The sequence below is a fragment of the Formosa undariae genome (assembly GCF_042427615.1).
Classification (GTDB): domain Bacteria; phylum Bacteroidota; class Bacteroidia; order Flavobacteriales; family Flavobacteriaceae; genus Formosa; species Formosa undariae.
The window spans coordinates 1-15,198 of the sequence record NZ_JBHMEZ010000032.1 but is presented as its reverse complement, the minus strand read 5'-3'; the positions used below and the strand labels follow the sequence as shown (position 1 = coordinate 15,198).

General features: G+C 35.6%; 8 protein-coding genes. 2 read left to right on the top strand and 6 right to left on the bottom strand.

The features are described from left to right. Positions 1-2: 2 nt before the first annotated feature. From ACFFVB_RS17100 to ACFFVB_RS17075, 6 genes are all read right to left on the bottom strand, one after another. Positions 3-2,447 carry a family 78 glycoside hydrolase catalytic domain gene (locus ACFFVB_RS17100; protein ID WP_382384448.1) on the bottom strand — a complete coding sequence of 815 codons (2,445 nt, stop codon included), beginning with the start codon at positions 2,445-2,447 and terminating at the stop codon, positions 3-5. An 18-nt stretch (positions 2,448-2,465) separates the two neighbouring features. Next, complete coding sequence (locus tag ACFFVB_RS17095; protein ID WP_382384447.1) at positions 2,466-4,505, bottom strand: glycoside hydrolase family 31 protein; 2,040 nt, start codon at positions 4,503-4,505, stop codon at positions 2,466-2,468. Between the two features lie 12 nt (positions 4,506-4,517). Then, the gene (locus ACFFVB_RS17090) at positions 4,518-7,133 is read right to left on the bottom strand and encodes a sialate O-acetylesterase (protein ID WP_382384446.1); all 2,616 of its coding nucleotides are present in this window, start codon (positions 7,131-7,133) and stop codon (positions 4,518-4,520) included. 25 nt (positions 7,134-7,158) lie between these two features. Then, the gene (locus ACFFVB_RS17085; RefSeq protein WP_382384445.1) at positions 7,159-9,729 is read right to left on the bottom strand and encodes an SGNH/GDSL hydrolase family protein; all 2,571 of its coding nucleotides are present in this window, start codon (positions 9,727-9,729) and stop codon (positions 7,159-7,161) included. A 35-nt stretch (positions 9,730-9,764) separates the two neighbouring features. Next, complete coding sequence (locus ACFFVB_RS17080; RefSeq protein ID WP_382384444.1) at positions 9,765-11,219, bottom strand: sulfatase; 1,455 nt, start codon at positions 11,217-11,219, stop codon at positions 9,765-9,767. A gap of 100 nt (positions 11,220-11,319) precedes the next feature. Then, positions 11,320-12,888 carry a sulfatase gene (locus tag ACFFVB_RS17075; RefSeq protein ID WP_382384443.1) on the bottom strand — a complete coding sequence of 523 codons (1,569 nt, stop codon included), beginning with the start codon at positions 12,886-12,888 and terminating at the stop codon, positions 11,320-11,322. Positions 12,889-13,178: 290 nt separating this feature from the next. On the opposite strand from ACFFVB_RS17075, the gene ACFFVB_RS17070 reads away from it, so the two are divergent. Both ACFFVB_RS17070 and ACFFVB_RS17065 read left to right on the top strand, forming a co-directional pair. Further along, complete coding sequence (locus ACFFVB_RS17070; RefSeq protein WP_382384442.1) at positions 13,179-14,750, top strand: arylsulfatase; 1,572 nt, start codon at positions 13,179-13,181, stop codon at positions 14,748-14,750. 23 nt (positions 14,751-14,773) lie between these two features. Next, positions 14,774-15,198 (top strand): RNA polymerase sigma factor (locus tag ACFFVB_RS17065; RefSeq protein ID WP_382384441.1); only part of this gene is annotated, 425 nt, incomplete at its 3' end.

Here is a 15,198-nt window from a genome sequence, read left to right as displayed (position 1 = left end):
TTTTATTTATCTGCAATTACAATTTTGTAATTACCTGCTTCCAAATCAAACTGACCTGATTTTGTTTCTTGATTAAATACTTCACCGTCTTTTAAGATTTTAATGTCTTGGGAAGGATTAAGAGTCAAGTTAACTTGTGCACTACTTTCGGAAGGAATAGCAAACGTATACTCGTAAGAGGTTGAGGTCAGTTTTTTCCAATTAGAAACTATAGTTCCAAATGGAGAGTTATATTTCGTATTAACAAATTCTAATCCCTCTGGTGTTGAAGGCGTCAAAATAAATTTTTTGAAACCAGGATGCTTAGGATCTGGCTGAATACCACCTAACCATCTGTAAAACCATTCTGAAACCGATCCAAACATCGGGTGATTGTTAGAAAATGTACCTTCGCTTTCTTTCCAAGTTTCCCAAATAGTTGTCGCTCCATTAGCTACCATAAAGCCCCATCCTGGGTATGCTTTACTATTAACGATATCGAAAACAGTATCTGGAGAAATGTTTTTAGAAACCGCCTCTAAAGCATATTTAGTACCAAATATACCTGTGTTTAAATGTCCAGAAGGTCCGTTGTTAATAGCATTTTGTAATGAGTCTTTAGCTGCTTCCAACTCTTCTGTAGGTACTATATTGTGGTAAAGTAGTGTAGAGAATAAAGTCTGACGATTAATTTTAGTCTTTACAGGTTTATCCCAGAATTCATTTTTAACAAGTGTTCTTAAATGGTCCGCAAGTTGTCTGTATTTTAATTCATTGTCTTTGTCGTTCATCACTTTTGCAAATGTTTCCATGATTTCGGCACATTGCATGTAGTGAGAGGTTCCTATTAATTGTACGGGTACAGGTAGTAAAGATTCGTGATCGCTTAGTCCTTTATTTACCATGCCGTCTGGGTGAATTCTAGCAACTTTATCCATCCATTTATTATTTTTCTCATACATTTCTTTTACAAAATCTGTATCATTATAATAAAGGTATAGGTAATACTGTGTCGTTAAATAAGCAGATTCCCAGCTAATCCCACAATATTCAACACCAGTAAAAGGCGCTGTATCTACAAACGTAGAATCTTTCATGGCATCTACCCAGTCATATACCGTTTTACGATAGATACCTTTCATGTCGAAGTTATTTATATAAGCTTCGCTTGTGGCATTTAAATCACCTCCGTAACCGAATTTTTCACGAGCAGCACAATCTGATTGTACACTAATAAGGTTGGTTAAGAATGACCGTTCTGAAATTTCCTGAATGCTGTTAAGTAAGTCCGATGAACTGCTGAAGGTATTTTCATTTTCAACATTAGTATGAAACATAAGACCTTGTATATCTTCTGTTTTTGGTTTTTCTTTTAAACCTGAAATTTCGATATATCTGTAAACGTGATATGTAAAAGGAGGTTGGAACCATGCTTCAGAATCACCCATAACATAACTATCGGTTTGCCATGCAATGTCTGGTGCACCTGGGCCACCTGCGCCCTTTCTTTTAATCTGACCAATAACGGTTGTCATTGGATTTAATGATCCATCATCATAAATGCGTTCACCAAATCTATAATTAATAGTGTCTCCTTTTTTACCAGTCATTTTCATTTTAAATGTTCCTGTAAAATTCACACCCATATCTACAATATAAACCTCTTTCTCTGGAGATGTAATGGCGGTAGGCGTTAAAGTTTTTGTGATTTGAACTGGTGGAAAGAATGCTTTTTGTAAATCGCCTCCAGGTCCATTATCAATAATAGCAGTAGACCATTTAGAATCATCAAAACCATTAGTCTTCCATCCATTTATTTCTTTAGTTGCATCATAAGCAACTCCAATGTAAACACTGTTTTTTTGAATGGCACCATAGCTGTATTTCCAAGTGTCGTCGGTTGCAATTTCTTCCGTTTCACCGTTTGTGTACTCAATTATTAATTTAGCAATTACAGTAGGTTTTCCAACGGTAAGATCGGTTCTTAAATTTCTTCGTCCCCATTTTCTTAGAGGAAGCGGATTGTAGAAACCATTTCCTAAAGTAACACCTAAACAGTTTTCGTTTTCGTTTATCTGAGATGTAATATCATATTCAGAAACAAAAATGCGCTTACTAAAATCTGTCCACGCAGGATCTAGTATGTTTTTTCCTATTCTTTCCCCGTTTATTGTGGCTTCATAATAACCTGCAGCAGTAATATATAGTGTTGCTTTTTTTATGCTTTCTTTAGAATTGAATTCCTTTCTAAAGATAGGGGCAGGGTGGTTTAAATAAAATAAAGAATCTTTTTCTGGTAAAGGTCTTTCATATGTAATCCAAGATGCATTGTCTAAATTGAATCCAGTCGTTGATACTTCTGGTGAATTTTTCACTGTTTTTTTGGATGATAAATTCTGACAACTGAACACAGTGAATGTTAACCCACACAGCATTAAAACCCCAATTAATTTTGGTGATAGTTTCATATGATTTTAATCTATTTATTATTTAAGTTTTAGGGTATATCCATTTCTTGTAAATAACGGAATGTCTTCTATCGATACTTTGTATGTAATAGTTTGTCCGCCTTTATAGGTTTTTCCGCTGTGTACATCTTTCCATTTAGAACCTTCAGGTAAGTAAATAGATCTAGATTTTGCTTTAGCTTCTAAAACTGGAGCAACTAAAATGTCTGGTCCAAACATGTATTCGTCATCTATTGTATAGGTGGCATCATCATTAGGGAAATCGTAGAATAAAGGTCTCATTAGGGGTGTTCCTTTTTCTGAAGCGATATCCATATGCTTTTGAATGTATGGACGAAGTTTTTCTCTGATGATTAGGTAGCGAGACATGATTTCGTATGGTTTATCTCCAAAACTCCAAACTTCGTTAGGTGAACCTGAGTTTGTAATCTGACCTTCTAATTTTACTGTAGGGCTTATTACACCGTGCATTCTCATAACTGGGCTAAAGGCACCAAATTGAAACCAACGAATAAGTAATTCCTTATAGTCTTCTGATGTAGAGCTACCGTAGAATCCTCCAATATCTGTGTTCCACCATGGGATTCCTGCTAATCCTATGTTTAATCCTGCTTTTACTTGTTTTCTTAGTGTAGGGAAGTCTCCGCTAATATCTCCAGACCAAAGTAATGTTCCGAATTTCTGACTTCCAATCCAACCGCTTCTAATTAAGTTGATCACTTCTTTTTGTCCACCTTCTTGTTGGCCTTCGTATATCGCCTGAGCAAAATTGTAAGGGTAAATGTTAGAGACTTCTAAACCGTTACCTCTATAATATCTAATATTTTTGTATTCTAAAGGTTCAATTTCCGGTTCTGCTTCATCCATCCAAAACATGCGAATTCCCATGTCGAAATAGTTTTCTTTTAACTTAGACCACATGGCTTTTCTAGCCTTTGGGTACGTAACATCTACAAACGTTAAATCGTCATTGGCTTTTAAGAATAAGTTGTTTCCTAATTCTGGACGGATAGTAAAATTATGTTCTGTGAAATATTTATAGTTCTCACTTTTTTCAGCTAAAGTTGGCCAGACAGAAACCATAAGTTCTATATCTAAACTTCTTAATTCTTCGACCATCGCTTTAGGATCTGGCCATAATTCTGAATTAAACTTCCAGTCTCCAGTTACAGGCCAGTGGTAAAAGTCGGCTACAATTACAGAAATAGGTAAGTTTCTTTTTTTATATTCTCTGGCAACATTTAATAATTCTTCTTGAGAGTGATATCTTAATTTAGATTGCCAAAATCCGGTTCCGTATTCTGGCATTTTTGGTGATTTACCGGTTAAATCTGCATAATGCTCTACTAGATCAGCAGGCGTATCTCCCGGGAAAATAACATAATCTATTTGTTTTGCATACTCAGCGTAAAAGCTAGTGTGCGTCATCGATAATTCTGCTCTACCAATCGCAGGATTGTTCCAGATAAATCCGTATCCTTTAGTGGAAAGTAAAAACGGAATTGATATTTGAGTATTTTTTTGAGCAAGTTCTAAGACGGTTCCTTTTAAATCTAAGCGGTCGTTTGTGTATTGACCCATTCCGTAAAGGTGCTCATCTGCATCGGCATCGAAAGTTACTTTTAATTCAAAATGATCACTTCCTTTACTTTCAAACTGTCTTGCAAAGTGTAAGTGGTGTGGGTGTGTTGCTTCTTTTAATAAGATTTCGTCTTCTTTGTTGTAATAGGTTACACGCCCATTTCTAGATTCAATTTCGGCACGAATATCTCCGTTAATAACTGTAGCTTTTTTAGGACTAATAGTTATTTCAAGTTGTGCTTTAGGTTGTGGGAGTAAGTTCCAATCTTCATCGGTTATTCTTAGACTCTTAGAGCTTCTGAAACGCAATGCATTTTCTCCAAAAGCGTCAATCCAGAATAATTGTCCCTCGTTTTCCCAAATTAATCTGTTTTCTTGTTTTGTAAATGGACCTTCTTGTTGATCTTGAGAATAGCCTTCAAAAGAATACATTGATGATACAATGAACAAAAGGATTAAAATAGCTCTCTTTTTCATAATTATGTTTTATTATTTATTGCTTATAACTTTCGGGTCACCCCAGTTTCCAAATACTTTTTTTCCAGAGAAATCCAATAAAATAAATTCTAAATCTTTTACATCTATATCTATTTCAACAGGTTTATCTCCTCTTTTCATTTTTCCACTGTCAAATAACACGCGGCCTCCAAATTTTTCTTCTACCATAACTTGAAAACGTCCTATAGAATCTTTAGGAGAAGATCTGTCCATTTGTACAGTCGCTTGAAAACGGTCTGCTCTTCCGTTAAGACGATACATCATTTCTGCATTACTTTTAACGCCTAATCCTTTACTGAATTTTTTACGTCCGATTTTAATTTTTTCGCCGTGGAACGTTTTATCTTCTACTGGAGCATTTCCTTTTTTAGCCATATAATAAATATCACTTAAATAGGTTGTACCTGATTTAGAGACCGTATACTTATCTTCTGTAATGGGTGTTGGTCCAGCGACTAGCGGACTTCCAATTGTACCTACTTTAATTAAAAGGTGTTCGTGTTTCCCCAGTTTTTTAGCAGTGAAAGATTCATTAAATTCTCCTAAATCTTTTTCAAGCCATAAATCTCTTACAGGTTGTTTTCCTGCTAATCCGATTTGTTCCCAAAGGACTGTGATATCTGCTATTTTTTCACCTTTATTAAGCATTAACACAGCAGTTGTTCCGTCTGATAAAGGTTTGTTGTATATTTCTATACTATCTTTTTCATAAACTCTGTATCCTTGATGTGTTCTTGGATCTTGGTTAATAGCAAGTACTTCTTTTGCGGTGATTATATTTTTAACCTCATCAGACATTTCACGAAGATCGTTACCTGCCATAATAGGTGCTGCTAAAATACTCCACAAGCTAAAGTGGACTTTGTCTTCAGTAATACTTTTTAGATTTCCAACTTGTAACATGTCTGGGTCGTTCCAGCTGTCTGGACCTGCAAATTGCCATAATCCGTTAAATGCAGGGTGTATTGCACCGTTTCCTCCAGAGGTTTCTGCACAACGATAAACCGATTGAATTCTAGGGAATATATCCCCAGAAGTACGCCATAATTCACCGTAATTCTTACCGCCCCAGGCCCAAGCTCCACTTCCGAAATCTGAAATACTAAGCACCATAGGGCGTCCTGTTTTTAAGATAGCTTTGTGGTATACATCAAAGTCTTCACTCGATAATCTTCCGTTTTTCTTAGCAAAACACGCATCCAGTTTAATATAGTCTACACCCCAATCTGCGAACGATTGCATGTCTATCTCTTCATGTTCAAAACTACCAGGTAAATTCTGACATGTTAAATCGCCTCGGCATTCGTAGATGCCATATTTAAGACCTTTACTATGTATGTAATCACCTACAGCCTTCATGCCATTAGGGAATTTTATAGAATCGGCTACTAATTGTCCGTTTTCATTACGTTCTGCAGCCATCCAAGCATCATCTAATACAAGGAATTTATAGCCAGCATCTCGCATTCCAGAACTCACCATTATATCTGCAATCTGCTTTATTTTATTTTCATCGATATCTTTTTCAAAAGCATTCCAACTATTCCATCCTACCGGTGGTGTTGGTGTTAAGAAATCACTATCGTAACGTGCTACATTTCTTATTGGTTGAATAACGTTGCTTGCTGTTTGTTTTGCTTTTAAGTCGACCATCGCTTTACCTAAACTTTCTCCTATAAGTAAGTAAGATTCTGCGTTTCTATTCCAGTGGTAAAATTGATTTGCAGGAGAATCTGCTCTTTCTTTATAGAAATCTCTAGTGTCTACAACAGATACATTGTCCTTAAATTCAGGATAATTTGCCATGGCTAATTGTGCATTCATTATAGAAAGTGCTCTAGGATCTTTATCTTCCCAGCCTTTCATTCCTGTAGTAGCAATTACAAAAGGAAGTGTAGGTGTGCCTAGATCTGAACGTACATCTTTTATTAAATGAACTAAATTCTCTTCGTAAGCTTTATTTGCTTCTTTGTTAACGCGGTCGTTCCAACCTTGGTGCCATGCAAATCCTGAAATTTCGTAACCTTCTCCGTTGTAATCTGGAACATAATCGTGAAGATTGTCTAATACTTCGTAAATGTTAGATAACATTTTTACATAATAATATCCGGTATCTTTTGGTTTTGAAGGTAATGATACATACCCACTATCGCTCACAGAACTTGGTGGACGAAAATCTACATTTATACTTTTTCCTCCCCAAGTGGTTTTAATAAGTAATACTTTGTTGCCGTATTGATCTCCTACAACTCTTCCAAATTCTAATTCTGGACCTATAGTTGTGGCATAAGCCCCATATCCAGCACTTAATTTTCCTGATTTTATAGAATCGAACTTATCGGTTGCGTGAATATAAACATCGTCTCTTTTTGCCCACTCGCCATTGGCATCGCGTAGGTTTTTGTATTTCCCTGTTTTATCGTTATTAACAACCCAGTTAAGATTTCCTTTTTCTCCTTTTTCCATTTCACCATGGCCTTGCATATTCGATTGCCCTGCCAAAATGAAAACCTTAATAGGTTCTTGAGCACTTGCTTTTAGAGCAAAAAATAACGTGATTAGGAAGAAAAAACTGTTTTTGAAACAGGAATTAATTTGTGTGTTCATAGTGAAGATCTGTAATTGTGCTGTTTTATTTATTGATATAGAAATAGCGAATTCTACAAGCATTTCCTATTCTCTTTGAAGGGTCTATGTTTTCTGCTATTTTAATCTGTAATTTATGTTTCGTGTGTTCTAATCCGCTAGCTAGCGTAAAAAACCAAGGTAAATGCAGACTTCTGCTCCAGTTGGTTAGCAAGTCTAGTGTTTGCCAATCTCCGCCATCGATACGATATTCTATAGTTCCAGAATCTGGACCAGCCACAACAGCTATTCCTACAGTATTACCTGTAAAAGTAAATGTTGCTTTTCCTTTGTTTATTTCGTCTCCGACTAATAACGGAACATCTACATAGTTAGGTCTCGTTGCTTTTCCGTCTTCTGGTTTCCAGTTTTCTACAATATGCCAGTTTCCACTTAACTTTGCGGTATGAATATCTACTAGCTCTCCTTTGTCGTAATTTAATTGATCTAAAGGGTCTGGTAACGGGTAGCTGCCAATTTTATCGTCTTCCGCGATTGGTCTTGTCCAAGCCATTTCTAACAAGCTTAACATAGAATGTGCATAAATACCTTGTCCGAAAGGTGAAGGGTGTAAGTTCTTAAAATCTTTTGCCCAGCTAAATTCTCCTGCATCTATACGATCGGTGACTTCTTTAGCAAGGTTTATTGTTGGAATATTATAATGCGCTGCAACTTTTTCGTGGTTTTGTATCACGTCTGGAATTATGCCATTGCGATACGATTTCATTTTTCCTGGATCTACAAAGTGCATGATAACGATATCGGTTGCAGGATTCAGGTAACGTGCATGGCGTACAATACCTTCCATAGCTCGTATTTGTTCTTCTTTGGTTCTTCCGTTAGTCCCGTCGTTTACCGCAGCTTCTTCAAAAAGTAAATCAATTGGGCCGTCCTTAAAAACGTCTTGTTCCATTCTAAATGCAGCAGGAGTACTTCCTGTAGATGGCACACCTGCGGCTATAAATTCGAATTTAGTTTCAGGGAATTTAGCTTTAAGGTAATCCGTAATGCTATCTCTCCAACCGCCATTAAAAGTAATAGAGCCTCCTAAAAAGGCGACTCTACCGGTTTTTTCGCGTTCAAATTTTATTTTACTGTTTTGTAATCCAGCTCGTAACTTATGGTAGACTGACGAATTTAAAGAAGTCGTCTCTTTTTTTGTATTGTATATTATAAAATCGGCACCTATTTGTGGTGTTTCAATAGGGAAGTGGTGTCCGTGTAAAGTTTGTTTCCCTTCGGTACATGTAATTACGGTAGCATTTCCTCCTAATTCTAAATATTTGTTTATAAAAGGGAAGGTGTTTTCTTTTGGAGGAACTACAGAATCTGTTAAACTAATCATATGCATTACGGGAATTTTAGCCTTTGCTAAAACTTCAAGATTATCCATTGGTGAATTTGCATATTTTTTTGCTTCTGCATCTGATTTAAAACCATATTCCTTTTTTAGGATGTTCCAGTTTTTTTCAGAACCAATACCTGTTCCATAACCACCTGGCCAACTTTTAAAATCTATAACTGGAGCTTCAGTATAAATACAGCTTACAAGTTCTGGATTCTTTTTAGCCCAGTTGTAAACAAATAATCCACCTCGGCTGACACCTTCTAAAGCTACTTTTTTACTAAAGTCGTGAGAGCGGATTAAGTATTTGTAAAAACTATCCCAAGCTTTTACTGCTTTTGGGCTACCAAATTGGTTATCTGTATTTATGTAGGCAATATGGTATCCTTCTTCTAGTAAAATTTCATCCATTTCTGTATGCCACCAAGGAAAACGTGCTCTCCATACCCAAGGTTTTCCTGCTAATGCTTTTTTAGGTTCAAGAACAAAAGCTTCTTTATTGTTGTACTCAAAAGTATATTTTGTAAAACCTTTCCAATCTGTTTTCTTTCCAGGGAAATTTTGGTCTACCAGTACAGCTTCTTTTCCTGTAAGAGCTGTGTAAACCAATTTTGCTAATTCGCCAGCACCTTCACCATTTGGATGAATGGCATCAGGGAATAAATCCCCTTTTCCTAACATAGGCGTAAATAAGTCAATGATTTCTAAATTTTGACTTTTTGCAATGGCTTCAATTCTAGGGTTTATTTCCTTTTCAACAATATCTGCGCTAATTTTTCGTCCTCTTTTATAAACAGGAGCCGCTTTACATAGGTATATTGTTGGTTTAGATTCTAAACTTTGAAAGGTCTTAATAAGCTTAACGTAGTCGCTGTTAAATTCATCTTTGTAAACCCAGTTAAACGCTTTACTATCGTTAGTACCCAACTTAATTAAAATAATGTTTGGGTTGTAGTCTAAAGCTTGTTTATAAGCACCTGTTGTGATGTATGGTGAGTTTCCTTTAGATAATAAGGTGCGACCACTTATTCCGAAATTTTTAACTTCATAATTATCGCCTAACATACGTTGTAGTTGGGCAGGGTATGCATTTTTAATCCGGTCTTTAATCCCGTATCCAAATGTAATACTGTTACCTATACAAGCCACTCGAATTTTTTCGGCTTCTTGGGCGTGGGCAAAGGAAATAAATAATGTAAAGAGTAATAGAAATGTATTTTTTATAAGTTTCATTAGGGGTATGCTTTATATTGATACGATTATTTTATTTATTTTATGGGTGCTTTTTTTACAAATTCTTTTGGGAATTTAGCATCAACCTCATCCCACCAGTCATATAGTTTTTTATATAAATGATTTGTCATTTCTGGTAATTCTGAAGCTAAATTATGTCGCTCTCCAATATCATTTTTAATATTATATAACTCGAATTTGTTGTCGTTTAAGAACACTATTAATTTGTAATCGCCATCTCTAATTGCGCTACTAGGTCCTCCTTTTTGATTGGATATATGTGGATAGTGAAAATAGAGCACGTCATGGACTTTCTTAGATTCATTTTTAAGTAAAGGAACCAAGCTTTTTCCGTCTATATGTAAATCTGGACGTAGTGGCTGACCTGTCATTTCTAAGATTGTAGGGTAGAAGTCCATGCCTGAAATAAGCGCGTCAGACACAGTTCCTGCTTTAGCAACTCCTGGCCATTTTATAATAGCAGGCTCTCTTATTCCGCCTTCGTATAACCAACCTTTTCCTGCACGTAATGGTGCATTGGAAGTTGGAGTTCCTTCCGAAGTCGATAAACCTCCATTGTCTGAAAAGAATACAACAACTGTATTATCCGCTATGTTTTTTTCTTTTAGTTTATCTAAAACTTTACCTACAGCCATATCCATAGATTTAACCATTGCCGCGTAGGTTGGATGATCTTGTTGTGTTCTGTATTTAAAAGGTTTTTCTGCGTCCGTTTCTTCTGCAAATCGGTCTGCGTCTGTTAGTGCTAAAGCGTCTTTCTTTTTGTTAAATTTTTCTATACGATCTTCTGGTGCATCAAAGGGTGCGTGAACAGAATAAAAAGAAAAGTAAAGTAAGAACGGATTCTTATTATTTTTATCAATAAAACCGACGGCTTCGTTAGCCAGACGGTCAGTCATGTATTCGCCTTCAGGACCATTTTCTAAATTTGGAATGTCCCAAGGTGAAAAATATTTGTTTTTAATATAAAGTCCACCCCTGTGGTGTCCAGCAATATTTATATCGAAACCTTGATTGTTTGGCCAATATTTTTCTCCACCTTCTGTGTTACTTAGATGCCATTTTCCTAAGAAAATAGTTTTGTAACCAGCATCTTGTAGTAATTCTGGGAACACAACTTCTTCAAGAGGTAAATTTCTTACGTAATCCGGATTTCCTGGACCTCCAATCCATTGCGTTAGATTAATCCTAGCAGGATTTTTTCCTGTTAAAATTGAAGCTCTTGCAGGAGAGCAAATAGGAGAGGGAACGTAAGCTTGTGTAAAACGAACACCATCCTTTGCTAATTGATCTATATTAGGTGTTTCGTAAAATTTACTACCATTTGCGGCGATGTCCATCCAGCCTAAATCATCGACTAAAAAGAATACGACATTAGGTTTTTTTGAAGTTTGCGCAGATGTGCTAATGTAAAATAACGCTACTGTTATTAATAACAATGCATTTTTAGAAAGTAGTTGTATTTGCATATTAAAAAATTTCGATAAAGAGGTGTTATACGTTTAGGACGGTTATAAATGCTTGTTACCCTATGTGTTGTGAGAAAAGTATCATGATTGGCTAAATCTTTTAATGTTTAAAATTTTTGTCTAAGAGTTTAGAGAGTTCTTTTATGGTGTTCGAGTTATCCTGAATATTGGCTAAATTCTGATTTTCCTGAGGATCTGTATCGTGATCAAAAAGTTCGCTAGCTATATAGTCGCCTCTCTTTTTTAAGTCTTTATCCCAATCATACCATTCTATATATCTGTATTTATCTGTTCTTACAGAATAGCCCATACGTTCTTTTTTTCTGGTTTCGGCAGTACCGAATCTTCCTAATAAATACTGACTGTAAGCTGCTTCCTTCCATTTAGCATTTGGATTCTCTAATAAAGGAACAAAACTTGTGCCTTGTAAATTCTCGGGAATTGCTAATCCTGCCATCTCGCAAAGTGAAGGATAAATATCTACGAGTTCTGTTAATGCATTTGTTTTACGCCCTTTTGCTTTTATTTTTGCTCCACTCATTATCATAGGGACATGGGCATCGATATCGTAATTAGACATTTTACTCCAGCTATTGTGTTCTCCTAATTTATAACCGTGGTCTCCCCAAAGTACAATAATTGTATTGTCCATTAAGTCTAGACGTTTTAGTTCGTCTATTAGTTTTCCTATCTGAGCGTCTGTGTAAGATACACTAGCATAGTATCCGTGTTTTACTTCTCGCTGTTTGTCCTCGCTCCAAGGTTTTTCAGAAGAGAGCGGTAAATCATGACTATCGTCGTAGTTTCTTAATTCTTGATCGCCATGAACTGTAAAGTCTGGACTATCTATTGGAGGGTATTGGTTTGTGGCTAACGGTATAGAATCTCTGTCGTATAAATCCCAATATTTTTTAGGAGCATTAAAAGGTAAGTGCGGTTTGTAGTAACCTACCGATAGAAAAAACGGCTCCTTTGTAGCTGCTAATTTTTGTAATCTTTTTATAGCGTAAGTGGTTTGTGCTCCGTCGTAATAAGCATCGTCTTCTACATCTGGACCTTCTGTAGCATTAGCCTTTAGATACCATTCGCCCAAAGGATCAATTCTGTTTTTACCCTGCGCTATTATTTCTTGTTTTTTAGCTTCTAATAATTTTAGATTTACATCATCTGCGTAAACAGCATCTGGATCGTAAGGGAATCCTTTAAGATGAAGTCTTTCTGTCCATGATAAGTAATCAGGAATATCGTTATGAAACGTTTTTCCTATACCTATAGTCGTATAACCATTTTGTTTAAAGTATTGAGGTAGTGTGACAACATCGGGAACGTTGTTTCTGAACTTTGTTGCTAAATCCCAAACCTGAATCGCGTCTGGACGCAAACCTGTAAGTAAACTTGCGCGAGAAGGATTGCATACCGCTTGTTGGCAATATGCTCTAGTGAATACCACGCCATCTTTTGCCAAGGCATCTATGTTTGGTGTTTTTATAGAGGTGTTTCCGTAAGCTCCTAATTCTGGACGTAAATCGTCTACAGGAATAAATAGAATGTTTGGTCTTGGAGAGGTTGATTTTGAGGCGGTAAGTTCTTTTTTTTCGTCAGCACATGAAAATGTACAAAAAACAGAAAAAGTTAGAATCATTGAAAGATAAGCAACTCGTTTTAACATGAAAATGGTTTAGTAGTTATGGCATACTTTTAAATATAATATTTAAAAGTATGCCATTTATTTTATATTTACAATTAAATTACATTTATAATTTCATGTATTTTGTATTTAACTAACTATAAATAGTTGTTTTTCAGTTAGTTGAAATTATGTTTAACAATTTGTTGTATTATTATTTCATTATATTAATGTAGTTTTAATATCTTTAGAGCGTTAAGATTGTATTAAGAATTCTAAAATCTTATTTGAAAAGCATATTTGTTTTAAGGTTTTTAAAATTAGCTAATTATATGGTAGTGAAAAATTGTATTGTATTAATGTTGTTAGGGATAATACTAACAAGTTGTGGTTCTGAGAAAAAAGAAGTCATTTTAAAGGATACAAGTAAGCCAAACGTAATACTTATATATGCCGATGATTTAGGTCGTGGGTTGCTTTCTGTCGAAGGTCAGAAAATAATAAAAACACCTAACATAGATAAATTAGCGCACGAAGGGATGCGATATGAGAATGCTTATGGTGTTATGTTTTGTGCACCAGCTAGAGCAAGTCTTATAACAGGGTATCACGATGTGCATGGAGATCGTTGGAAACTTACAAGTGGGGGTATTTATAAAAATATATCTTCAGGTAAAATGACTCAAGAAGAAATTGAAACGCGATTAAATGAAAAAACGGGTCCAATTGGAGACGATGAAGTGTTTCTTCCGCAAGTTTTTAAAGAGTCTGGATATGTAACAGGGGAAGTTGGAAAGCTTGAATGGGGATTTTCGGTTTCAGATCGCGATATGAAACGCCATGGTTGGGATTATTACTATGGTTTCTTAGACCATGTAAGATGTCATGGTTTTTATCCGCCTTTTCTATTTGAAAATGGTAATTTAGTCAATATTGAAGGAAATACAAGAGCCGATAGTGGGAAAACAATAGAACGTGAAACCGAGAAAGCTTTTGCTGATAGATGGGATATGGAAGGGAAAGCGCAGTATTCTCAAAATATATTCTTAGAAAAAATACTTGGGTTTATAAGAGAGAATAAGGATAAGCCATTTTTTCTTTATCATCCAACACAGTTGCCTCATGGTCCTGTGTCTATTCCTGAAGTGGCCGAAGAGTATAAAAACGACGAGAGACTGACTCAAATTGAGAAAGAATATGCATCTATGGTTAAAATGCTCGACGATCATGTAGGTATTATTATGGATGAATTGAAAACCTTAGGGATAGATGATAATACTATAGTCATATTTACAGGAGATAACGGACACGAAATATATTATACGGAAGAAGGACGTATTGTTAAGCCTACTAGAAATATGCAAACAGGAGAGGCTTTCGATGAAATAAATACAAAATATTATAGTGATATCGCTGGAGATGTCTTTGATGGTAACGATGGTATGGCAGGTTTAAAACGTACCAATTGGGAAGGCGGAGTAAGAGTGCCTCTTATCGCACGTTGGCCAGGAAAAATTAAGGCAGGTGTAACGTCTAATCAGCTCGTTGCTAATTACGATTTAATGGCGACTTTTGCCGATTTAACAGGTTTCTCGTTACCAGAAGATAAAGATGGAATTTCGTATTTGCCTAACTTATTAGGTAGCGAAGGTGAGGCTCACGACTATGTGGTTTACTCTTCGTTTTTCGGACCTTCAATTGTAACAAAAGAAGGATGGAAGTTAAGACATTATGCTAAAGACAATATATTTCAGCTGTATAATTTACGAGATGATTATAAAGAGGAACACAATATAATCGATTCAAATAAAGAGAAGGCAGAGCAATTAAAGCAAATTTTAATTGACGAATGTAATGGTGATTTGAGTAACGGTTGGTTTAAAGTGAGGCAAAGTATAATTTAATCAATAACTATAATAGTTCTCTTATGATAAATAATAGGTTTACTTCGGACGCATTTTTATTAACCGAACTTCAGAATGGAAGCGAACAAGCTTTCAACTTTGTTTTTCGTAAATATTATGAAGGCCTATGTTTTAAAGCTAACGGTTATGTAAACGATATGGATAAGGCGCAAAGTCTTGTTCAGGATTGTTTTATAAAGCTTTGGGAAAAAAGAGATAACACAGAAAAAATAAACAACTTATCGGCGTACTTGTCTTTTATGGTACGCAATCGTTGTATTGATTATATTAGAAAATCTGAGTCTATTAAAACCCTTCACGATAGTATTGCACCGTGTCAGGATAAAAATGATGTCGAATGCACCTTTATTTCGGCAGAATTTGAAACATGGTTAATGTATAAAATTACCTTGCTTCCTAAAAAAAGTAGAATCGCATTTGAGTACAG